The 21,916-nt window shown below is 38.1% G+C and carries 21 protein-coding genes; 10 read left to right on the top strand and 11 right to left on the bottom strand.

What is annotated here, in order from left to right; all coding sequences use genetic code 11:
• Positions 1-18: 18 nt before the first annotated feature.
• Both ACXAGS_RS11855 and ACXAGS_RS11850 read right to left on the bottom strand, forming a co-directional pair.
• On the bottom strand, positions 19-1,857 hold the full coding sequence (locus tag ACXAGS_RS11855) for an SLC13 family permease (protein ID WP_474906971.1): 1,839 nt from the start codon (positions 1,855-1,857) through the stop codon (positions 19-21).
• A gap of 19 nt (positions 1,858-1,876) precedes the next feature.
• Entirely contained in the window at positions 1,877-2,668 is a 792-nt protein-coding gene (locus ACXAGS_RS11850) for a universal stress protein (RefSeq protein WP_474906969.1), read from the bottom strand.
• A 188-nt stretch (positions 2,669-2,856) separates the two neighbouring features.
• Between ACXAGS_RS11850 and ACXAGS_RS11845 the strand changes: the two genes are divergently transcribed.
• From ACXAGS_RS11845 to ACXAGS_RS11825, 5 genes are all read left to right on the top strand, one after another.
• Positions 2,857-3,573 (top strand): DUF2490 domain-containing protein, encoded by a 717-nt coding sequence (locus ACXAGS_RS11845; protein ID WP_474906968.1) that lies wholly within the window; start codon positions 2,857-2,859, stop codon positions 3,571-3,573.
• A 99-nt stretch (positions 3,574-3,672) separates the two neighbouring features.
• Positions 3,673-4,404 carry an energy transducer TonB gene (locus tag ACXAGS_RS11840; protein ID WP_474906966.1) on the top strand — a complete coding sequence of 244 codons (732 nt, stop codon included), beginning with the start codon at positions 3,673-3,675 and terminating at the stop codon, positions 4,402-4,404.
• A 167-nt stretch (positions 4,405-4,571) separates the two neighbouring features.
• Positions 4,572-5,930: an oxygen-independent coproporphyrinogen III oxidase gene (gene hemN, locus ACXAGS_RS11835; RefSeq protein WP_474906965.1), complete on the top strand. Its 1,359-nt coding sequence runs from the start codon at positions 4,572-4,574 to the stop codon at positions 5,928-5,930.
• A 19-nt stretch (positions 5,931-5,949) separates the two neighbouring features.
• Entirely contained in the window at positions 5,950-6,771 is an 822-nt protein-coding gene (locus ACXAGS_RS11830; protein WP_474906964.1) for a universal stress protein, read from the top strand.
• A 128-nt stretch (positions 6,772-6,899) separates the two neighbouring features.
• A complete protein-coding gene (locus ACXAGS_RS11825) occupies positions 6,900-7,319 on the top strand; it encodes a CBS domain-containing protein (protein WP_474907229.1) in 420 nt (139 codons plus the stop codon).
• Positions 7,320-7,383: 64 nt separating this feature from the next.
• On the opposite strand, the gene ACXAGS_RS11820 is transcribed toward ACXAGS_RS11825, so the two are convergent.
• Together ACXAGS_RS11820 and ACXAGS_RS11815 are read right to left on the bottom strand one after the other, a co-directional pair.
• Positions 7,384-7,653: a heavy-metal-associated domain-containing protein gene (locus ACXAGS_RS11820; protein WP_474906962.1), complete on the bottom strand. Its 270-nt coding sequence runs from the start codon at positions 7,651-7,653 to the stop codon at positions 7,384-7,386.
• Between the two features lie 2 nt (positions 7,654-7,655).
• Entirely contained in the window at positions 7,656-9,068 is a 1,413-nt protein-coding gene (locus ACXAGS_RS11815; RefSeq protein WP_474906961.1) for an MBL fold metallo-hydrolase, read from the bottom strand.
• A gap of 266 nt (positions 9,069-9,334) precedes the next feature.
• On the opposite strand from ACXAGS_RS11815, the gene ACXAGS_RS11810 reads away from it, so the two are divergent.
• The 5 genes from ACXAGS_RS11810 (at position 9,335) to ACXAGS_RS11790 (ending at position 15,320) form a co-directional block, all read left to right on the top strand.
• Positions 9,335-10,195, top strand: a complete 861-nt coding sequence (locus tag ACXAGS_RS11810) for a DUF5694 domain-containing protein (RefSeq protein ID WP_474906960.1) — start codon at positions 9,335-9,337, stop codon at positions 10,193-10,195.
• Positions 10,196-10,275: 80 nt separating this feature from the next.
• Entirely contained in the window at positions 10,276-11,019 is a 744-nt protein-coding gene (locus ACXAGS_RS11805) for a sulfite exporter TauE/SafE family protein (protein WP_474906958.1), read from the top strand.
• Between the two features lie 63 nt (positions 11,020-11,082).
• Entirely contained in the window at positions 11,083-13,575 is a 2,493-nt protein-coding gene (locus ACXAGS_RS11800) for a glycoside hydrolase family 3 protein (RefSeq protein ID WP_474906957.1), read from the top strand.
• A gap of 90 nt (positions 13,576-13,665) precedes the next feature.
• Positions 13,666-14,028 (top strand): DUF2200 domain-containing protein, encoded by a 363-nt coding sequence (locus tag ACXAGS_RS11795; RefSeq protein ID WP_474906956.1) that lies wholly within the window; start codon positions 13,666-13,668, stop codon positions 14,026-14,028.
• A 2-nt stretch (positions 14,029-14,030) separates the two neighbouring features.
• Positions 14,031-15,320 carry a nucleoside hydrolase-like domain-containing protein gene (locus tag ACXAGS_RS11790; RefSeq protein ID WP_474906955.1) on the top strand — a complete coding sequence of 430 codons (1,290 nt, stop codon included), beginning with the start codon at positions 14,031-14,033 and terminating at the stop codon, positions 15,318-15,320.
• A 44-nt stretch (positions 15,321-15,364) separates the two neighbouring features.
• On the opposite strand, the gene ACXAGS_RS11785 is transcribed toward ACXAGS_RS11790, so the two are convergent.
• The 7 genes from ACXAGS_RS11785 to ACXAGS_RS11755 form a co-directional block, all read right to left on the bottom strand.
• On the bottom strand, positions 15,365-15,973 hold the full coding sequence (locus ACXAGS_RS11785) for a hypothetical protein (protein WP_474906954.1): 609 nt from the start codon (positions 15,971-15,973) through the stop codon (positions 15,365-15,367).
• A gap of 143 nt (positions 15,974-16,116) precedes the next feature.
• Positions 16,117-16,539 carry a hypothetical protein gene (locus ACXAGS_RS11780; protein ID WP_474906953.1) on the bottom strand — a complete coding sequence of 141 codons (423 nt, stop codon included), beginning with the start codon at positions 16,537-16,539 and terminating at the stop codon, positions 16,117-16,119.
• A 148-nt stretch (positions 16,540-16,687) separates the two neighbouring features.
• Complete coding sequence (locus tag ACXAGS_RS11775; protein ID WP_474906951.1) at positions 16,688-17,653, bottom strand: hypothetical protein; 966 nt, start codon at positions 17,651-17,653, stop codon at positions 16,688-16,690.
• Positions 17,654-17,850: 197 nt separating this feature from the next.
• On the bottom strand, positions 17,851-18,339 hold the full coding sequence (locus tag ACXAGS_RS11770; RefSeq protein WP_474906950.1) for a YybH family protein: 489 nt from the start codon (positions 18,337-18,339) through the stop codon (positions 17,851-17,853).
• 516 nt (positions 18,340-18,855) lie between these two features.
• On the bottom strand, positions 18,856-19,371 hold the full coding sequence (locus ACXAGS_RS11765) for a hypothetical protein (protein WP_474906949.1): 516 nt from the start codon (positions 19,369-19,371) through the stop codon (positions 18,856-18,858).
• A 328-nt stretch (positions 19,372-19,699) separates the two neighbouring features.
• A complete protein-coding gene (locus tag ACXAGS_RS11760; RefSeq protein ID WP_474906947.1) occupies positions 19,700-20,383 on the bottom strand; it encodes a hypothetical protein in 684 nt (227 codons plus the stop codon).
• 186 nt (positions 20,384-20,569) lie between these two features.
• A complete protein-coding gene (locus tag ACXAGS_RS11755; RefSeq protein WP_474906945.1) occupies positions 20,570-21,745 on the bottom strand; it encodes a DmpA family aminopeptidase in 1,176 nt (391 codons plus the stop codon).
• Between the last annotated feature and the right edge of the window lie 171 nt (positions 21,746-21,916).

Genomic DNA, 21,916 nt, shown 5'->3' with positions numbered 1-21,916 from the left:
TGTTGTTTTTTAAGGTTTTTAAAAATTCCATATAAGGGGAATTAGTATTAGTGTTGTTATAAAAAAGAGTAGCAGTAAGGGCCCGCCAACCTTTACGTAATCCATGAATTTGTATTCGCCAGCCGTCATAACCATTGCGTTGGTGGTAGTGCCTACCGGGGTTAAAAATGCCGTAGATGCACTAATGGCCACGGTAATTAAAAACGGTTTTGGAGATACGCCCAAAGTGGTAGCGGCAATCAAGGCTATAGGGGCCATAAGTACGGCCGTTGCCGAGTTGTTAATGGTTTGGCTAAAGGCAGTTGTTAATAGGAAAATACCGCCTAAAAGGGCAACGGGATGCCAAGTGCCCAAAAAGCTTACTAAATTTTCTGCTGCTAATTGGGCCACGCCTGTTTTTTGTAGCGCTATGCCCATGGGTATCATGGCCGCTATCATGATTACACTGGTCCAGCTGATGCCTTTATATGCTTTAGAAATGGGTACACAGCGTGTAAGCATCATAATACCCGCACATAATAAAGCCGCTATTGCTCCTGGTAAAATTTTAAATACCAATAAGATAATCATGAGCAATAAAGTACCCATGGCAATAAAGCTTTTGGGTGTAAGGGCCGTAACATTTTTAGCCATAGCCTCTGGACTACCAATGATTACCACATTTTCATATAAATTTTGGAGCGATTCAATATTCTCCCAGGGTCCTCTTATCACAAAGGCATCTCCTGCATTTATGGTTATTTTACCTTTTAAAGGTCTATTGTTTCTTGAAGCTGCCAAGAGTTGCACCCCAGATTTTTTAAGGTATTGACCAAGGTTTATAGTTTTACCAACAAACATGGACTTTGGGGTAATGAGCATTTCTGCCATACCTACCTCTTGGTTTATAAACTCTTCTTTTAATCCGTCTTTTTCTGATGGGGCTGGCAAAATACCTAAGCTATAGGTTTGCATTAGTTGGTTTACAGCTGCTGCTTCGCCTTTTACCGTAATGATATCATGGTACCGCATTTCAGTATCTGGGCCTGGTAATTCTACAAAGAGTGGTGTTTTTTGTTGTAACGGACTAGGATGCCTACGTCTAAGTCGCATAATGCATACTTTGTAATTATCCTCAAAATTCCAATCGCCCATTTGAGTGCCAATTAGCTGGGACATGGAACGAATCCTAAATCGGTAAAGATTATCTCCAATACTATATCCTTCCATCCATTTCAGCATTTCAGCATCTAAATCTACTGGCTTGTTAGCAGTTTTGTTTTTGGGTAATAACCTATGCCCAATAAAACGGAAGTATAAAATAGCTACCAATAACAAAGGCAAACCTATTAGACCGAATTCAAAAAAGGAAAAACCTTCAAATCCGTTTTCTACCAAGGCGTTACTGGCAATAATATTTGGAGGAGTCCCCGTTAGTGTTAAAAGTCCGCCAGTATTTGAGCCAAAGGCTACCGGCATTAATAATTTAGAGGGTAGGGTGCCAGCATTCCAGGCCGCGGATACAGTTACGGGCAATAAGGCCGCAACGGTTCCGGTGTTACTAACAAAACCAGATAGGATACTAGCACCCATGGTAACAATTACTAGTAGTTTAGGAACACTTTTACCAGCCCATTCTACAAAGAATTTACCCGCCAAGGCAGTCCACCCAGTTCTAGATAAACCTTCACCAATAATAAATAATGCGGCTATCATGATTACGGTAGTATTGCTAAAACCACTTAAGGCTTCTTTTACCTCTAAAATGCCAAAGAGATATAGAGAGAGCATAGCAATAAGGGCTACTACGTCTGGCGGAAATTTTCCCCAAATGAATAAGGCTATGGTTATGAATAGTATGACTAATACAAGTGTCATAATTTGTATGTATTGCTTGTTAATCCAAGGTTAGAACAGGTACGGTGGCATGTAGGGTCAACAATTTGGTTAACCTACCTTCTGAGGGACTTGTTTTATGGGCATGATTTCTAGGTATAATGGCCAATAAATCAATTTCTTTCTCCTCTATAAAATCTAGGATACCTTTTTCCACATCTTGATTTTTTTCAAAATTGTGTTCGGCATAAAAGTGTTCCAGATAATACTCCAAGGTTTCTTCATTACCTTCTACTATTGCTTTTTCTTCTAAGATGTTTTCTTTGTAAATGGTAAGTACATGCACTTTTGCATTAAAACTTCTAGCTATATCCAACAGAAGGTTTAATACACTTGGTTTTTCAATTTCTTCGCTACCCAAGACCAATGCAATATCTTTTGGTATTACCATTTCTGCATTGTAGGGTACGGTAAGAATAGGACATTCCGCTTCTAATACCAGTTTGGATGTATTGGTAACATGATCGTTTGCACTTTGATCGCCCATGGTACCCATGAAAATGATATCTGCTGCCAAAAACTCTCTTTGATATAGGATTACATCCGTGAGTTTACCTTGTACCATAACTAGTTCTGGCCGGTTTTTGGTTTTCTTGTTCAGTTGTTTTAAAATTCGATTAAAACTTGCTTCACTCTCCTTTATATCCAGTTCTGTAAATGGATTAGGGCTAACGTATAGCGCCTTTATTTTAACATCATTGTTATAGCCAACAAATGTCATACTATAATCCAATGCATTTATAGCTGCTTCCGTAAAATCAAAGGGAACCAAAATGGTTTTTATGGTGTTCATACCTGATGTTTTTAAATAATTGTTAGTAACACCTCAAAAGTAGTATCAGGTACCATCCTAAAACATGACAGATATCACGTTTTCAAAACTTTACATGGAATTAACCTTAAATACTAGGTTCATGATAATTGTCATTATTTTGATTTAGAATCCGTAAGACCTTTGCACAAACAAGTAATAATTTGTTTATGCGGTGTTTAAAAAGCAATAGCTTCCAATTCATTTTATTCTGGTTTTTTGTCCTGCTACTAAACCCGGATACCATACAATCTCAAGAAAACTTAAAAAACCAAGTAGGTACCTGGTTTATAGTGGCTGGTGATAATACCCTTGGAGACCATTGGAACATACCAATTGTAGGTATATGGCGCCAATATAATTATGCGCAAGAAACAGAATTTGGATTTTTAAGAACGGGCTTAAATTATAAGCTAAGCAACCAATGGTACGTTGGTACCGGGGTGGCCTTTTTAGATACTCATCCTTTTGAACATCTAGGTAATCTAGAAGAAAAGTCACAATTTTGGTGGTACCAAGAGGCAGGGGTAAAACACTCAAATAAACTTACACAACGTTTTAGGGTAGAGAATAGATGGCTTAATGGACCTACGGGTAAATCTTTTAGAACACGATTTAGACACCGTTTACAATATAAAAAACCGCTTGCCACCAATACCTACCTTAAAGTGTCCAATGAATCTTTCTTTGAGTTTAAAGAGCTAGATTTTTTACAGAATCGTTTTTTTGTAGGGATAGGTAAAGCGGTGCATCCAAATGTATGCTTGGAGATAGGTTATTTAAAGAACCATGTAAATGGTGAAAACTACGACCGTATACGGGTATCTATATACTTTAAAACACGTATTGCAAAAAAAATAGTGGACGTAGCAAAAAATACACCTTAATATATAGTAATCACGTTTATTGGAAATTAAGTTGAACTGATAAATATCATGTTTTAAGGTACTTAGAGGTAATATCTTTAGGGTATAAATAACAAAGTCATGGAACGCAAGAAAAACCCACAAGCAGATTTGAATAGAAATAGCGGACTTTATTTTGTAATAGGTCTTGCCATTGTCTTGTTTACCGTATGGAGATTGTTAGAATACAAAACCTATGATACGGTTAAAGAGTATGACACGGTATTGAATGTTATGGACAATATGGATGAGGAGGTACCGATAACGGAAATGATAAAAACGGTTACACCACCACCGCCCCCTGCGGCACCAGATGTAATTGCTATTGTAGAAGATATGGTAGAGGTAGAAGAAACCATAATAGAAAGTACGGAAAGTAGCCAAGAAACCTATGTAGAAGATGCTATTGTTAGCGTAGAAGAGGTAGAGGTAGAAGAAGTAGAAGAAGAAATAACCGTTCCTTTTGCGGTTATAGAAGATGTACCGGTATTTCCAGGTTGTGAAAGCTTGGCCACCAATGCCGAACGTAAAGCTTGTTTTAATGAGATGATACAAGAACACATAAAGGCCAACTTTAAGTATCCTAGTACGGCAATAGAATTAGGTATACAGGGTAGGGTGTATGTTCAGTTTGAAATAAACCAATATGGTAAAGTAAGTAAGATATTAGAAAGAGGTCCGGATAAATTGTTAGAGGCAGAAGCTAGTAGGATCATTGCTTTGTTACCAACCATGAAACCAGGAATGCAACGCGGTAGACCGGCAACTGTTAGGTATGCCGTACCTATAAATTTTGTAATGCAAATGCAGTAGAGGGTTTTATATTGTTACTTGCAAGAGCCCCATATACTTAGGTGTATGGGGCTTTTTTAGTTTATATATTAGGGGTTAACAGACGTTTAAATTCCTCTCAAAGCTGACAATTATCATATTTTATCCCTACTACAACTTATAGTTTTGGAGTATAATTTATTTCAGGTATGTGTAGTTTAATTCAAAAATATAATGTTCCCGGTCCTAGGTACACCAGTTACCCAACGGTACCCTATTGGGATGTTTCTTCTTTTAGCGGAAAGCAATGGGAGGCTTCCGTGCGTAAAAGTTTTATAGAAAGTAAAGAAGAGGGGGTTAGCCTTTATATACATTTACCCTTTTGCGAACAAATGTGTACCTTTTGTGGTTGCCACAAGCGCATTACTAAAAGGCACGATGTAGAAATACCTTATGTAAAAGCGTTATTACAAGAATGGGATTTGTATGTGTCCTTATTGGGCGAAAAACCAACCATTAAAGAGTTGCATATTGGTGGTGGTACACCTACCTTTTTTGCTCCAGAAAACCTAAGTTGGTTGCTACAGCAAATTTTTAGAAAGGCGCACAAGGCACCAGATGCAGAACTTAGCTTTGAGGGGCATCCTAACAATACCACCAAAGAACACTTAATAGCACTTTATAACGTTGGTTTTAGACGTGTAAGCTATGGGGTACAAGATTACAATATAACCGTACAAAAAGCCATTAATCGTGTACAACCTTTTAAGAACGTAGAAAAAGTAACCCAATGGGCTAGGGAAATAGGGTATACCTCTGTAGGGCATGATCTAATTTATGGCCTGCCTTTTCAAACCTTAGAAGATGTGGCATATACTATAGAACAGACCAATGCCTTACGGCCAGACCGGATTGCCTTTTATAGTTATGCGCATGTACCTTGGATTAAAGGTAATGGGCAACGTGGTTTTAAAGAAGAAGACCTGCCAAGCGCTACAACCAAAAGACAGCAATATGAGTTGGGCAAAAAGCAATTGGAAAGCATGGGCTATAAAGATATTGGCATGGACCATTTTGCGCTACCAGAAGACGAATTGTACCTGGCGTCCACCCAAGGTAAATTACACCGAAATTTTATGGGGTACACACCCTCCAAAACACAGCTAATGATTGGTCTTGGGGCTAGTAGTATTAGCGATAGTTGGTACGCCTTTGCACAGAACACCAAAAGTATAGAAGAATACCAAGAATTGGTGGCCAATGGTGTAATTCCAGTTTTTAGAGGTCACATTCTTACGGATGAAGATAGTGTTATTCGAAAACATATTCTTAATTTAATGTGCCGTTTTAAAACAGAATGGCAGCAAGAGGATGCGGCTTTTATAGATAAACAGGCCATCCAAGAAAAACTGCAAGAAATGCAGAACGACGGGCTTTTGATTATGGATGACAAGGGCATACAGGTAACCCAAGAGGGGCAACCTTTTATTCGTAATATAAGTATGGCTCTAGATTTTAAATTACAACGTAAAAAACCGGAAACCAAGTTGTTTTCAATGACAATATAAACCCCAAAACTAAAAACAGATGAAAAGTATTGTAGTACCTATAGATTTCTCGCAACAATCAGAAAGAGCGTTAAAAGTAGCTGCTGATATTGCCAAAAAGAACAATGCGGAATTGTTTGTAATGCACATGCTAGAGCTATCGCCTTCGGTAACCTCTAGTACGGATTTGATTCCGCCACAACACATGGTGCATTTGCTAAAAATTACAGAGGAACGTTTTGAAAAATTTCTTCAAAAACCCTTTTTAGAATCGGTTAAGGTTACCCCAATTATTAAACATTACAAGGTGTTTTCAGAGGTAAATGAGGTTGCCGAAAAGCACAATGCAGATATGATCGTAATGGGATCACACGGTGTAGACGGCCTGGAAGAAATCTTCATTGGTTCTAACACGGAGCGTGTAGTACGTAATGCAGAAGTACCGGTATTGGTGGTTAAGGGCAATTACGATACATTTAATGCAGACCGTATTGTTTTTGCTTCAGACTTTAAAAAAGAATCTGCTCAAGTAGCCAAGCGTGTGGTAACGTTTGCAAAGCTTTTGGGTGCAGAACTTAAGCTGGTCTTTATAAATACCCCTGCAGATAACTTTTTAAGTACAAAGGACGCTTACGAACGTATCTCTAAGTTTTTAAATGAGGCCAATTTAGGTGTTGAGGTAGACATTTATAACGACTATACCGTAGAAAAAGGGGTTTTGGCCTATGCGGAACAAAATGCTGCGGATATGATTGCCTTACCAACACATGGCCGTAAAGGACTTGCACACTTCTTTATGGGAAGTATAGGTGAGGATATTGCTAACCATAGCGAAATACCTGTGGTTACATTTAGAATATAATTACATTTTTTAGATTGGTTTTCTTAGGCGCTGTTTACAGCGCCTTTTTTTTGTTCAATGCTGATAATTGTCATGTTTTGAGTTGGTTATATAGGGTAACTTGTAGTATAAACTAAAACTAAAAGATGATGAAAAAGCGAGTACCCGTATCAGAGATAATGACAAAGAATGTGGTAACCCTTAGTACTGCGGACGATTTGGTTACGGCAGAAGAATTGTTTAAAAAGAACAACATAAGACATATACCCGTAACCGAAGGCGCACGTATTATTGGAATGATGAGCTATACGGATTTAATGCGCATAAGTTTTGCAGATGCCATAGATGAAGACGAGCAAGAAGTAGATACCATGGTCTACAATATGTTCACAATTGAACAGGTTATGGTAAAAGATGTGGTTACCGTGCAACGCCACACCACCATAAGGGATGTAGCCCTGTTCCTGAGCCAAAAGGAGTTTCATGCATTGCCAGTTGTAGATGGAGATGAACTTGTTGGTATTGTAACCACTACAGATTTAATTAATTACTTGTTACAACAGTACTAGACGGATACTTAATAGAATCCAAAAAGTATTGTAAGAGGAGGTTTGGGAGAGCCTCCTCTTTTTTTTAGCCTTGTATTTTACCCATACCGCAGCTTATGTAAGATTTCATTTTTGTGCCCAAGCGGTTTTCATCCGTAACGGTAGGGTATCCCATTTCCTTTAAAGCCGTTAAAACCGTTTGTTCTTCTACTTCCTTGTTTATAGCTAAGTGTAATGTGGCATTTTCCACATCAATGGTATGCACACTAACACCTGTAATGCTGTTGAGTTTTTTTCTAATGGTACTGGCACAGCCACCACATTTTAGATTCTGTACTTCAATTGTTTTCTCCATAATTATAATAAAGTTGTGGGTTCTACATAATCCGTTACCGGTATATTGCTTTCTTTTATCCCAGCAAAACCATCGGCTACATCCTTAAAATTATCCCATCCACGTTGTTTTAAGATAGCGGCAGCTATCATACTTCTATACCCTCCGGCACAATGGATAATAAATGCTTCGTTTTTAGGAAATTGAGCCAAATGTTCGTTAATGCTATTTAGCGGTACGTTCAACGCTCCTTTAACATGCTCTGCATCAAACTCACTTTTTTTGCGTACATCTATGAGTTTTATACCTTGTTCCAACGCTTGGTTTAATTGATTTGCTGCAATACGCTCTACGGTTTCTATGTTTTTATCGGCTTGTACCCAGCTGTTAAAACCATCTTTTAAATACCCTAACGTATTATCATAACCTACACGGGCTAATCTTGTAATGGCCTCTTCTTCCGTTCCAGGTTCCGTAACTAATAAAATAGGTTGTTTTACATCTGGTATCATCTCACCAACCCACATGGCAAAGCTTCCTTTTAAACCAATATTTATGCTATTGGGGATAAAACCTTTGGCAAAAGTTGCCGCTTCCCTAGTATCTAAAACCAAGGCACTATGCGTATTGGCCATTAATTCAAAAGCTTCAGGATCTAATGCATTTAAGCCCCTATCCATAATGGTATCCATACGCTCATAGCCTTTAATATTCATTAAAACATTTTGCGGAAAGTAGCCCGGTGGCGTAGTTAGCCCATCTAAAAGTTCTTTTATAAATTCTTCCTTACTCATATTGGGCCTTAACGCATAGTTGTTCTTTTTTTGGTTGCCCAAAGTATCCGTGGTTTCATCGCTCATTTTTTTACCGCAAGCAGAGCCTGCCCCATGGTTGGGATATACGATTAAATGGTCTGGTAACGGCATAATTTTATTGCGTAGGGAATCATATAAGTGTCCGGCTAATTTTTCTTCCGTAAGTTCAGATACCACATGTTGTGCCAAATCTGGTCTGCCTACATCGCCTATAAATAAGGTGTCTCCTGTAATAATGCCGTGTTCCTTGTTATTTTCGTCTATAAGAAGATAGGTGGTACTCTCCATGGTGTGGCCGGGCGTATGTATTACTTTTATCTTATAGGCTCCTAATTCAAAAATCTGATTATCCGTGGCCACCAATGCATCATACCCTGGTTTGGCCGTTGGGCCGTAAACAATGGTTGCACCTGTTTTTTCTTTTAAATTTAGATGTCCGCTTACAAAATCGGCATGAAAATGGGTTTCAAACACATATTTTATTTCGGCCTTGTCCGCTTCGGCTTTGGCCAAGTACGGCTCTACTTCTCTTAAGGGGTCAAAAATTGCCGCTTCTCCATTACTTTCTATATAGTAAGCTGCATGTGCAAGGCAACCGGTATAAATCTGTTGTACTTTCATTTTGTTTTTAATTTAAAATTGGAATAAAACTAAAGGTTGAAGCGGTACCAAACCGTGACTTTTGTCACATTGGGCTTTTAAATTTTACTAAAGTTTGTTAAAAAAACTAGGGGCGTAGATTTCAGTTTAATTGTTTGATAAACAACGCGTAATCATGAATGGACTTCTACTAAAAAAGTTTAAGGCTAGATGGCTATACCTTTTACTGTAACAAACCGTGAAAACAACTGTCCTTTTAAAAAATCAATTAAAAACCAATCAAACAAATGAAAACCAAACTGTTTATTTACGTAGTATTACTAGGTGTTGTTTTTAAGCTTACGGCACAAGACCAAACCCAATTATTTAAAGAAACCAATCCTAAAGAAGTACTCTTGTGGGGTACGTTTCATTACCACAACCCAGGTGCAGATGTGGCCCAGACCAAGTCTTTTGACATCCTAAGCCCTAAGGCCCAGAAAGATTTGGATAAGATGACCAAACAACTGGTAAACTATAACCCTACAAAAATCTTTGTAGAATGGCCACATAATGAACAAAAAGAACTAGACTCACTCTACAACCTGTACAAGGCGGGCAACTATTTTAAACAAGAAAACCTATCTAATTTTTACAAAAAGAACGAGATTTTTCAACTAGCATTCAGGGTGGCCAAGGCCAATAACCTAGAGCGGGTTTACGCCATAGATTATACGGATACCAACTTTCCGTATACCGAGGTTATGGAAGATATAGAAGCCAACCAACAAACCCAATTACAGCAAGAAATAGAAGAAAAGCTAAAATGGTTTAGTGCAGATTTTGATAGTCAAATAAATCAGGGTGTTTCCTTAACTGCGTTAACATTGGCAATGAATACCAAAGCTATGCGGTACGAGAGTAACAACCTGCACAATAACGTACTTTCCCTTGCCGGTAACACAGAACAATTTAATGGCGCGCTTTTAACGGCAGAATGGTACAAAAGAAATTTGTACATGTGGTCTTTGGTACGCAAGTATACAGAAGAAATAGATAAGCGGGTTATGGTTTTGGCCGGTTCTAGCCATGCAGCCATGTTCCAGATTTTTGTAGACCAAGACAACAAATGGCAAGAGAAAAAAGTAGAACATATACTTTCTGAATAACAGTGTATTAAGCGTAATAATATAGGTTTAGAAGCAAGAAATAGATACCTTGTAAAAGGTTAGACTAGCTATTTGTTGTCATGAAAAACTTAAGTTATCTATTTCTTCTTTTGTCCCTTGTTGCAGAAATTTTGGGAACCATTGGTGGGTTTGGTTCTTCGGTTTTTTTTGTGCCCATAGCCAACTTTTATTTCAGTTTTGAAGCCGTTTTGGGGCTCACCGCAATTTACCATCTGTCTAGCAACCTAAGTAAAATAGCCTTATTCAAAAAGGGACTCAACAAAACGCTATTGCTCCAAATTGGTATTCCCTCCGTGGTATTTGTAGTGCTGGGTGGTCTATTGGCCAATTATTTTAAGAGTAGCAATTTAGAATTGGTTTTAGGGCTTTTTTTGGTTGTATTAGCCCTAGTTTTTTTAATTAAATCCAACTGGGTAATAAAACCCAATAAAAAGAATGCGCTAATAGGGGGTAGCCTATCCGGTTTTTCTGCTGGCTTGTTAGGTACAGGGGGCGCTATTAGGGGGCTAACCATGGCCATGTTTAACTTGGAGAAAAACGTTTTTATCGCCACTTCGGCTTTTATTGATTTTATGATAGATTTCTCTAGAACCTTTGTGTATTGGTACAATGGTTTTATCCATAAAGCTACCTTGGTATACGTACCTTTTTTATTGCTTATTGGCTTTGTAGGTACTTGGGTGGGTAAGAAACTATTGGATTATATTCCCCAAGAACGCTTTAAACGTATTTCGCTTGGGCTAATTTTGCTTATTGGTCTAGCCACATTGGTAAAAGTTTTTTCCCTTTCAGCATCCACATAATTAGTAACTTACAGCATCAAACCAACTAAAAATAACGTATTCGTTTTTCTAAATAATAACAACATGTTTACCAAAGCCGTACTAAGATGCACGCTAGTTACCGCCTTGTTTTTTCTAGCCTGCAAGCAGCAAACCAAAACACCGGAACCACCACAAGAAACCAAAGCTATGCTTACAGATTGGCCCGTTTTTGAACCCCAACCTTTAGACCCTAAAATAGAAGCCAGGATAGACCGTATTTTACCACAATTGACTTTGGAACAAAAGGTAGGGCAAATAATACAGGCAGACAGTGAATCCGTTACACCAGAAGAGGTAAAAAAATACCGTTTGGGTTCCGTTTTAAGTGGCGGTAATTCTGCTCCGGGCAACAAGGCCTACGCAGATGCCCAAACATGGTTGCAAATGGCAGATAAGTATTACAATGCTTCGGTAGATACAGAAGGTGTAGCAGTGGCCATACCTATTATTTGGGGTATAGATGCCGTACACGGGCATGGTAATCTAGAAGGGGCTATCGTTTTACCGCATAATATTGGTCTGGGTGCTACCCATAACCCAGCACTCATTCAAAAATTAGCAGGTATTACCGCGCATGAACTAACCGTTTCTGGGCACGATTGGACATTTGCCCCAACCTTGGCCGTACCACAAGATGTGCGCTGGGGGCGTAGTTATGAGGGGTTCTCAGAAGCGCCGGATTTGGCCAACCGCTACGCGGATAAAATTGTATTGGGCCTACAAGGCCATAAAGGCGATGCAGATTTTATGGGTGCAGGCCGCGTAATTTCTTGCGCCAAACACTTTTTGGCAGATGGTGCCACTGAAAATGGGGTGGATCAAGGCGATGCAAAAATTGACGAATCGGAATTGCTAAACGTACACGCAGCAGGGTACTATAGTGCCATCCCTGCCGGCGTACAAACCGTAATGGCCTCTTTTTCTAGTTATAATGGTAGAAAATTGCATGGCGATTATGAGTTGTTGACCGAAGTTTTAAAAGGCAAACTGGGCTTTAACGGTTTTGTGGTGGGCGATTGGAACGGCCATGGCCAAGTACCCGGTTGTACCAATGAGGACTGCCCCAATGCCTTTAACGCGGGTGTAGATATGTTCATGGCGCCAGATAGTTGGAAAGGACTTTATGAAAGCACCTTAAAACATGTAAAAGAAGGCACTATTACCCTAGAACGTTTAGACGATGCCGTGCGTAGAATATTGCGCGTAAAGCTGGCTTCGGGTATTTTTGAAAAAGGCGCTCCTAGTACGCGCCCATTTGCAGGAGATGAAAACCAATTGGCCTTGCCAGAGCACCGTGCCCTAGCACGCCAAGCGGTACGAGAATCCCTAGTATTGCTTAAAAATAATAACCAACTTTTGCCATTGGATGCCAGCAAGACCATTTTGGTGGTGGGCGATGGTGCGGAACACATTATAAAAGCCGCTGGCGGGTGGACGCTCTCTTGGCAGGGCGAAGGCCATACCAATGAGGAGTTCCCGAACGGGGAATCCATTTTAGCGGGTATAAAAGAAGCCGTAGCCGAAAAAGGAGGGAAGCTTATTTTTTCGCCAGAGGCAGATAACAACCTTAGTGCAGATGTGGTTATTGCCGTTTATGGCGAAGACCCGTATGCGGAGTTTCAAGGGGACCGCAAACACTTGGATTTTGTACCTAACGGATTTGATACCGAAAAATTAGCAGCCTACAAAGAAAAAGGAATCCCCGTAGTAAGCGTATTCCTTTCGGGTAGGCCCATGTGGACCAATCCAGAACTAAATAATTCCGATGCTTTTGTGGCCGCTTGGCTACCGGGTAGTGAAGGTGGCGGTGTTTCAGACCTGTTGTTTCAAAGAAACGAAAATTATGATTTTACCGGTAAACTATCCTTTTCTTGGCCGGCAACCGCGGTGGCGCCACAAACCAAAGACGTTCTTTTTGGTCTAGGGTATGGCTTAAACTACGGCAGTACGGAAGAAGTACCGCCGCTACCAGAAGAGGCTGGTTTAGAAAACCTAACGGTGGCCTCTACCGGTGTGTTTTTTGATAAGGGGCAAGCAACGGCTCCTTGGCAACTGCGGTTACAGTCTGCCGAATTGGAAAAGCAGGTAGCCAGTTTTCCAACTTCCATTGGAGGTTTGTTGGTAGCCAAAACAGACCATAAAGCACAAGAAGATGCCTTAAAATTGGAGTGGACGTCTACGGAGTTGCTACAAGCCCAATTAGTAACTACTAGTCCGGCAGATATGGCCCGGGAAAGCAATGGTGCCATGGAACTAGCCTTTTACGCACGCAACTTTGGCCAAGAAACTGCAACCGTACAAATAGGGTTGTGCGGTACGCCCGGCCTTTGCAACCAAACCTTGGCCGTAACCATAAGCGGGCAAGACTGGAAAGCCTACCGTCTAAGCCTTAGTTGTTTTGAAAAATTAGGTGTAGATATGTCCAAAATTACCACGGCCTTTAGCATTAGCGCCCCAAAAGGAACCACTTTAGGGTTGGCCGCTATACAATTGGCTACGGATGCAGATGCCAAACCCGGCTGTAACGGGCAGTAAGCATAAGGGAATGCTAATGGACTTATTAAATACGATAAAGAATTATCAAAATTTGATTACCTTTTTGGGAACCAAAACCAAACAACTCGGATGAAAGTAACACCAGAACATAACGAACGTATAGCCAATCTAAAATTCTTTTCGGTTTACCCGCATTATCTGAGTAAAGTAGAAAAAAAGGGGAGGACCAAAGAAGAGTTACACCAAGTAATTACCTGGCTTACCGGGTATGATGAGGCGGCCCTTGCACAGCACCTAGAAGACCATGTTACCTTTAAGACCTTTTTTGAACAGGCAACCGTAAACCCAAAGGCCCAATTGATAAAAGGGGTAATCTGTGGGTATCGTATAGAAGAAATAGACAACACCCTAACCCGGCAGGTACGGTATCTGGATAAATTGGTAGATGAATTGGCTAAAGGTCGAAAAATGGAAAAAATATTACGTGAATAACCATGAAAAAAAGCGCGTTAGTTTTACTGTTTCTTTTTGCTATCAGCTTAGTGGTGGCCCAAAACAAAACCACCCAAAAGCCTAGGGTGCTTATAAGCACGGATATTGGCGGTACAGACCCAGACGATAACCAATCTATGGCACACCTGCTCATGTATAGTGACCGGGTAAGCATAGCAGGTTTGGTTTCTAGCCCCTCTTATGGAGAAGGCAGTACCCAAGAAATCTTTAGGATGATAGATTTGTACGAAAAAGATTTGCCCAGATTAGCAAAACACTCCAAAGGCTTTGCCCAACCGGAGTATTTGCGCCAACGGGTAAAACAAGGCCAAAAAGGCACCGCGCCCTATAAAGGCTACAGAACCGCCACGGAGGGTTCTAATTGGATTATAAAATGTGCGGGCGAGGAAAAAGAGCCCTTATGGGTATTGGTTTGGGGCGGCTTGGAAGATGTTGCTCAGGCCCTGCACGATGCACCGGAAATAGCATCTAAAATAAAGGTGTATTGGATTGGCGGACCCAACAAAAAATGGAGTGCCAACGCCTATGCGTATATCGTGGCTAATTTTCCAGATTTGTGGTTTATAGAAGTAAATGCCAGTTACTACGGTTTTTTCTCGGACAATACCGCTATAGATACTATTAGGCCAACAGATTATTATAACAAACATATTAAGGGCGCAGGTCATTTGGGGGGCGATTTTAAAAACTATTACGGTGGCGAAATAAAAATGGGAGACACCCCCTCTTTGCTCTACGTACTAAACGGTAACCCAGAAAACCCTACTACGGAAAGCTGGGGCGGTAGTTTTGCCCCCATTACCCACAGCCCTAGAAAAATATACACGGCGCCTACTACGGTAAAAGACAGCATCCCTTTTTGTGGTATTATGGAATTTAACCTTAAAGGCCCAGAACAGGCCATGGAACCGGGTACGGTCTGTTTTAAAATGGTAGTGCCCTACGGCAAGAGCCAACAAGTATGGCCGGGCTATTATATGGGCAATGGGCAGTACCAATTGCGCTACATTCCTAAAAAGGCCGAAACCTTAAACTACTATTTTACCTCAGAAATTGAAGCCCTAAACGGATTAAAAGGGAGTATTGTAGTAATCAACAAATGGCCGGGAGACCAATTGAAAAACAGTTACCCCTTGGGCAAAACCTGGTTTACAGACAAACCCGAAGCCCAGTTTTATGATGGCAAACTACAAGGGGGCAAAACCATTGGTAAATGGCGTACTGCTGTTATGGAAGATTGGGCCAAACGCTGGGCATGGCTAAAAGAGTAGTGCTAGTAGGCGCCTAAAACGTAACTTATGCCATAAAATGGCGGTCAGTTTATTTCTAGATTTTTAAAAATAGTATCATAGTCATACGTACCGCTATTTACCACCTGTACATCTATGGTTTGGTCTTTAAAAGCTATAAAGAACCTAAGATTATTAGCTTTTAGACCTGCTGCGGTTGTGGTATACGCAAACTTATAAACGGTAGCCATACCAACTTTAGAAAATGTGCTTTCATCTATGGTGTAACCCACTTGGTAATTCTTCTTATTCGTTTCTAGGTATCCCTTCATTATTTCTTGTATAATTTCTGAAGTTTTAACGGTTACGGGTATATGACTCGGGTATTTTTTAATGACCACAAAATTTAAGCTGTCCCTTACGTCTTTAAAGATAGAGATGCCACTGTGTGGTGAGGATAAATTGGCCATCCACATGCTTTGTACATTTTGGGGTACAGCTTCCCCTTGGTTGGCTAAAAAGGCTTTAAGTTTATTTTTATCTACTTCTATATGATTTTTGGGTAAAAAAACGCTTGCGTTTACATATTCCAATTGGTGTTTGGCAAATTCTGATGCCTTAAAAAGCCCATTTTTATCCAGGGTTCTGCTACAGGATATTAGTAGTACTAAAAGCAATAAAAGGAAGGCTCTCATAAGAAGTAGTTTTGGGGAAGGTTAAAATTCGATTCTGTTTTTATGAAGTTACCAAAATGTTTGGTTTTTTATTGGGGCGGTTTACAACTATATCCAGACCGAAACATAAACCTATATCTTTTTCTCTTTTTATTTTACTGTGTTTAAGAGTTAAACCTAGTTATGGTTACAAAGATTAACAGCAAGGTTAATAGTCCAATTGCGGTTGTAAATAGGCCCACTTTTTTAGATTTGGTCCAGCCAGATAATCCAATCATGGCTGCTAGGGCAAAAAGACCGACCATAAAGGTTGACATTCCTAGTATTCTAGCCAGTTGAAAATCTTCTATGGAGACGTTTTTAAGATAGCCACCAGGGGTTGTGGTCATTACAATTTGTACCATGGCAAAAACCGTAACCAAAAAACAACCGGCCGATAAGGTAGCACATTTTAAAATACGGTTGGTAAGCTTCGTAGTTTTATCGGAAACCAATAGGTTTGCTACAACGGTAATTGAAAACCCACTTAATAAGGAGGTGATTAGGAGGGTTTGTTTTGCTAGTTCATTCCAATATTCTAAGGTCATTTTTTAGGAGTTGGTTGATTTGGATTATTGGTAGTCTGATATGTGCATAACAATGTATCCCGTATGGTTCTAGGTTATATAAGTGTGTCTCAAATTTAAAGCGGAAAAAACTTGTTTTTTAACTCAGTTCTTTGTTGTAAGCAGGTGTTTATTTTCCAATTAGTAAAAGTCTTTTGTCAAAATCCTGTTCAAATACTTTGTGATATCTATAAATGATTTTTCCAATAGGTGTTAAATCTTCTCTTTTTTCTCTTTCAAATGCCAAATCTCTATCAATCATTTCAGTTAATACTTCACCTCCAATTGAGCCTCCTCTTTCAAAAAACTGTCCCAATTGTAAAAAAGCTTTCCACTTTTTATCATTTTTTAATTCTTGAACTTTCATTAAAATTTCAGGTGGAAATTTGTCAATAGTAGAGTAAAATTCTTTACTTTTTTCATTAAAGTACAAATGTTCATATCTCTTTATTTTCTCTAGATATTCCCCATTATCTTTTTCAAGTGACTTTATAGAATTTTTTAAACCATCTATTTGTAAATTTTTTTCGCTAATTTCATTTTTTGAGGATTCTAATTCTTTTTTAGTAGAATCTAATTTTGTTATTGTTTCACTTATAGTTTCTGTTTGTTTTAATAAATTTTCATCTTTTTGTTTTAACTGTTCAGTTTGTTCATCAATAGTTTTTGAAAAATTTCTGACATAGTTTCTTTGTTCCTCATATTGGTCAAAATATTGTTCTCTTTCTTTAACAACTTCATCATATTCAGTTCTGCGTACAACATTTTTATTCACGATTTTTCCTGATATAAAAGGCATAAGTCCAAATTCAATAAACAAAACTATGCTTCTCGTAAGTACTACAATTAAATAGCCTATGAACATATATAAAAGAGCTTGTAAAGCATCTAATAGAAATGATTTCCAAGTGATATTATTTACAATATAACTTTTTACAAATTCGATTTTCTTGTCTAATGTAAATCCTTCATCGAAGTTAAATATCCCAAAAATTAATTCCCAATGATGAATTATTAAAACTAGGATAAGTGTACCAAAGTAAGGATTGGTCAATTTATCTTTTATGTTACTGAAAAATGAATTTACGACTTCCATTAATTATTTTATATATAATTTTCATTGATTTACGGATGTTTTTCCACTTGCTTACAACGTTTATGTATATTAGCTGTGGCGCCTCTCGTCACAGACCTTTGCCGATAAAAACTGGCTTTGTAAAATCTGCAGGATTTTCCAAGTGTGGACTGACCAAGCCATAGCTTATATACTGTGTTGGCAATACTTTTTTTAATTTATTCCACAATAGCAGATGCAACTTCTCTGTGTATTTTCCATTTACCATCATTTTTGTCCTTTTTGAGGATGACAAGAAAAGTATCCTTTAATTCTATGGGTTCTCCCTCGGCATTAGTATAGTAAACAGAACTTGTTCCAAAGTCATACGCAATAGTGTCACTAGCAATAATAGTTTCTTGAGGTCTCATTCTTATACTGTCATAGCTGAATTGTCCCATTGGTTTTTCACGAATTCTTTTGTATTCCAACCAATCCTCACTTCCTGGCGAAACAGCTTTAAAATCAGATGTTGAGTATTGCTTTAAGTCACCATATCTTTTTTCTTTTATTGCGAGCTGAAAAGCAGTTCGGGTTTCTTCAATAGATTCTAATTCAGCTTGTATATCAATTTTGTCTGTATCTGTCGATTTTAAATCCGACTGATTGTTTTTTTCATTACAAGAAATCAAAATTAAGGTCAAAATTATTAGTAATAGATTTTTCATTTTATGATGATTTTATGGTTATTCATAATTATTGCCAACAATTGTATATCCGTCATTTGACGGATAGCTGTTTTTATACTAAATAGGTGACACCCATGCCTAAACGCTTGGGTTGGGGGAAGTACTGGTACTAAAGATAGTTTTTATTTGCTTATGCTGTTGAGTTAGTAGCTAAAAGTTGTAAGTAGCTAGTATTAAGTAGTAAGTACAAAGTATTAAGACAAAGAAGCGGTCTCGACTGCGCTCGACCTGACCAGTAAGAAGCTGAAAACCCATTCTTTTAAAGGGATTTCTCGGTCCTAGCTACGCTAGTCCCTTCGAAATGACGCTAAACTACTAACTGCTGTCGCTTCGGATAAATATAGAACCCAATTATAGAATTATGTTTTACCTTTTTATAAGCCAAAACAGACCATATGGTTATTGCAATAAGTTTTTTTTCAGGATTTTTAAATACGCACAAACCTTTCGGTTTAGCCTATTTCATCTAGGTTATACAGACCTTGTTGTATTGCGTTATTTTTTTGGTTCTTTTGCCTTTCGCATTTCAATTCTATCGTAACTTAAATAGTACAAATTATTTATATCTGGAAAATCCTTTGATATGATTAATCCAATCTCTTTTTGGATACAACTATCTATTGTTCCGCAAGGTAAACTGTCTATATGTAGTCTTGTTCTAAACTTAAATTTACCTTGTTGGTAAGTATAGTTAATATGAAGGTCTGCATACGATTCCGATACAGGATAAATGTTTGCTACCTTACCTTTTATCTTAATTCCGTTTCTTAAAAGCGTTTTATGTCCAAGTGGTTTTTTTGTTATTTGTATTTTAGAGTTGCTTGGGTTTGTGGCATCATATTCAACTGGGTAAAACTTGTATTTAATAGCTCTGGCTTCTCGAACATACTTTGGCCATCCTGAGTCGTCAGGATCACTAGTGTCATAAAGCTTACCATTAACATAGAATTTGAAATCAACATATCCATTTCTAGTGGAATATTTAAGATCGGTCACTTTACCGATTGTCATTTTCCTATTAGCGTTTAATGAAATTTCATCTTTCCATGAATTATAAAATCCTATAATTAGGAATAAGCTAAGAATTGAAAAAATGAATATCCCTCTTTTGTTTTTTATTTTCTCCAAGAAATGGTCTAATGTTTTACAACGGTTCGGCTAAGCGTAGTGAAGAGGCAAGCTAACTTTTCCTTTTCTTCTAATTTGCAAGCCAGAACTTTTTTCTGTATTTGTTTTTTTAATTGCCAAACCCAAAAGATTTGGCAGCTTTGGCAATCAAGCCCAAGCCATTAAATTTAGAACTTTATGCCCTATTTGATATAGGTGTTTTTGTAAGTAGTTACTTTTCAGTTCTATATTCACCAACTTTTAATTCAGGCAATCCAATTTTTTTCCTTTCCATATTAGTGCTGTCAATATTTTCAATGAACGGCGGTACAATGGTATTTGTTTTAGGGTCGAATTCCTTTCCCGTTCCATAAAGTTGATTTTTTCCGAATGCTTTTTTACGCATATTGTCAACATACATTGCAAACTTACTAGGTTCCATACGCTTTGCATTTACTTCTTTAAAAAGTAATGTTTGCATTTTTTCAATGGTCTCTTTTGGGGTATGGAATAAAAATGTCATGGGGTCAACTATAGAGTCCAATCTTGTTTCACTTAACCATCCATATTTTTCTGTTAATTCATAAATACGATTGGTGTTTTTTAAATCGATTTCTTTTTGTATTGCCCAAAGTGAGTCTTCTTGTTTTTTATTGAGTTCTGATTTATGGGATTGCATAAACGAGATATATTCCTGAGTAGTTAGGTTTTTAGTGCTGTCAATTAAATTTTGATTAAACGTTCCTAATGAAATGTACGACCTGTTTAGTTGGTCTTGTTCTTTCATTTCTTTTAATTCTGATATTAATTTCTCTTTTACAGATTCGGTTAATTCCGCTTTCTTTACTTCATATTCTTTTTCTTTACAGGCATTAATAGCCAACACTATTGTTAAGAGGTATATTACTTTTTTCATGAAATTCAGATTTTTCATAATTATTAAGAACGTTCTCGGCTATGAGTAGTTGCGTGATTTAGCACTTAACTTAGCAAGTACACACCAAACTGACACGAGCGTAGCGAACTGGCACAGGCAAAATCCGCTAGGATTTTCAGAAGTAGGCGAGAACAAGCAATTACTTATATAAATTGTTGTAACACGTTATTTTTTTATTCGTTTATATTTTTTAAGTGTTTCAATCAGCAAGTCGTGTGGAATAGCATAAGCTTTATTTCCATTAATTCCTTCCATTGTTTCGGCAGCTACCATTGCATTTATTATTGCTTCTTCTACTGCTTGAACTGTAGCTTCAAAAACCGGCATCAATAAATCATTTGACATAGTTTCGACTGTCGTCATTTCATCGCGATTAAATGCTTTTTCATTTGCAGTTGAAAATGCTAAAAATATGTCTCCAGAACCATTGCTTCCTCGTCCACCAACAATACCAATACCTAAAGGAATTCTTTGTGCAATTCTTTTTAATTGATGTGGTAATAAAGGAACATCGGTTGCAACAATTACTATAATAGAGCCATCACCTTCTTGCCTTCTAGATTTTGGTGATGCTTTATATTCATAATTCAAAGTGTCTTTTAACTCAATACCTACTGGAACACCCGCTATTGATAGGTTTCTTTTAGCTCCAAAGTTAGATTGAACAATTGCTCCAACTGTATAAGTAGAATCCTTGATTTTGAAAACTCTTGATGATGTCCCTGTACCGCCTTTAAAACCTAAGCACATCATACCAGTTCCACCACCAACATTTCCTTCAGCAATTTTTCCACTTGAAGAATTTTCTATAGCTTCTAAAACGTGCTTTTCTTTTACGTGAAATCCATAAATATCATTAAGAAAACCATCATATGTTTCCGCTACTACTGGATAGGTATACCACCAATCTTCTCCACTATACCAATCTGTATCAACAAACCATTTCAACACAGCTTGTCTTACTTCACCGACACTATTCGTATTGGTTATCATAATTGGCGTTTCAAGGAAACCTGATTCGGTTACCCATGTTGTACCTGTCATTTCTCCATTTCCGTTTAAACTATACCAATTGGCGAATACTGGACTAAATTTTTTGGCTTTTCCTCTCGGAAATATGGCAGTAACTCCAGTTCTAATTGGCCCTTTACCTAAGATGTTTTCTCCATCGCCAGAAATAATTGTGCTATATCCAACCTCAACTCCATTTACATCTGTAATTGCATTGAATTCTCCTGTTTTTCCAACAAAAGGAACTCCCAAATCTCTTGCTCTTGGCTTTTGTCCGTAGGATTGAGAACAAATGAGCATTGCTATTAAAACTAAAAATATTTTATTCATATGGGTTGGTTTTTAATGTGGTATAACGGTCTGTATATGGTGTGTTGCCGTCTCGTAGGGCGGCTATGCACTATATACCTCTTAAGTTTAATTCTTGTTATTTTAAAGTAATAAACCAGAAAGAAAAAAAGCGTAGAATAAGGTTAATATACACCGAGAAACCTAGATTTC

The organism is Croceivirga sp. ABH4_376, from assembly GCF_056160685.1.
Note: the sequence above shows the minus strand (reverse complement) of the source record. Positions and strands in the feature narration are given on the sequence as shown.

What these genes read in the sequence shown, in the direction of transcription:
- ACXAGS_RS11815 (WP_474906961.1), bottom strand. Translation starts at nt 9,068, where the DNA reads ATGAAAGTACAACAGATTTATACCGGTTGCCTTGCACATGCAGCTTAC.
- ACXAGS_RS11785 (WP_474906954.1), bottom strand. Translation starts at nt 15,973, where the DNA reads ATGAGAGCCTTCCTTTTATTGCTTTTAGTACTACTAATATCCTGTAGC.
- hemN (WP_474906965.1), top strand. Translation starts at nt 4,572, where the DNA reads ATGTGTAGTTTAATTCAAAAATATAATGTTCCCGGTCCTAGGTACACC.
- ACXAGS_RS11790 (WP_474906955.1), top strand. Translation starts at nt 14,031, where the DNA reads ATGAAAAAAAGCGCGTTAGTTTTACTGTTTCTTTTTGCTATCAGCTTA.
- ACXAGS_RS11800 (WP_474906957.1), top strand. Translation starts at nt 11,083, where the DNA reads ATGTTTACCAAAGCCGTACTAAGATGCACGCTAGTTACCGCCTTGTTT.
- ACXAGS_RS11850 (WP_474906969.1), bottom strand. Translation starts at nt 2,668, where the DNA reads ATGAACACCATAAAAACCATTTTGGTTCCCTTTGATTTTACGGAAGCA.
- ACXAGS_RS11855 (WP_474906971.1), bottom strand. Translation starts at nt 1,857, where the DNA reads ATGACACTTGTATTAGTCATACTATTCATAACCATAGCCTTATTCATT.
- ACXAGS_RS11795 (WP_474906956.1), top strand. Translation starts at nt 13,666, where the DNA reads ATGAAAGTAACACCAGAACATAACGAACGTATAGCCAATCTAAAATTC.
- ACXAGS_RS11810 (WP_474906960.1), top strand. Translation starts at nt 9,335, where the DNA reads ATGAAAACCAAACTGTTTATTTACGTAGTATTACTAGGTGTTGTTTTT.
- ACXAGS_RS11755 (WP_474906945.1), bottom strand. Translation starts at nt 21,745, where the DNA reads ATGAATAAAATATTTTTAGTTTTAATAGCAATGCTCATTTGTTCTCAA.
- ACXAGS_RS11825 (WP_474907229.1), top strand. Translation starts at nt 6,900, where the DNA reads ATGAAAAAGCGAGTACCCGTATCAGAGATAATGACAAAGAATGTGGTA.
- ACXAGS_RS11830 (WP_474906964.1), top strand. Translation starts at nt 5,950, where the DNA reads ATGAAAAGTATTGTAGTACCTATAGATTTCTCGCAACAATCAGAAAGA.
- ACXAGS_RS11775 (WP_474906951.1), bottom strand. Translation starts at nt 17,653, where the DNA reads ATGGAAGTCGTAAATTCATTTTTCAGTAACATAAAAGATAAATTGACC.
- ACXAGS_RS11840 (WP_474906966.1), top strand. Translation starts at nt 3,673, where the DNA reads ATGGAACGCAAGAAAAACCCACAAGCAGATTTGAATAGAAATAGCGGA.
- ACXAGS_RS11820 (WP_474906962.1), bottom strand. Translation starts at nt 7,653, where the DNA reads ATGGAGAAAACAATTGAAGTACAGAATCTAAAATGTGGTGGCTGTGCC.
- ACXAGS_RS11760 (WP_474906947.1), bottom strand. Translation starts at nt 20,383, where the DNA reads ATGAAAAAAGTAATATACCTCTTAACAATAGTGTTGGCTATTAATGCC.
- ACXAGS_RS11805 (WP_474906958.1), top strand. Translation starts at nt 10,276, where the DNA reads ATGAAAAACTTAAGTTATCTATTTCTTCTTTTGTCCCTTGTTGCAGAA.
- ACXAGS_RS11770 (WP_474906950.1), bottom strand. Translation starts at nt 18,339, where the DNA reads ATGAAAAATCTATTACTAATAATTTTGACCTTAATTTTGATTTCTTGT.
- ACXAGS_RS11845 (WP_474906968.1), top strand. Translation starts at nt 2,857, where the DNA reads ATGCGGTGTTTAAAAAGCAATAGCTTCCAATTCATTTTATTCTGGTTT.
- ACXAGS_RS11780 (WP_474906953.1), bottom strand. Translation starts at nt 16,539, where the DNA reads ATGACCTTAGAATATTGGAATGAACTAGCAAAACAAACCCTCCTAATC.
- ACXAGS_RS11765 (WP_474906949.1), bottom strand. Translation starts at nt 19,371, where the DNA reads ATGACAATCGGTAAAGTGACCGATCTTAAATATTCCACTAGAAATGGA.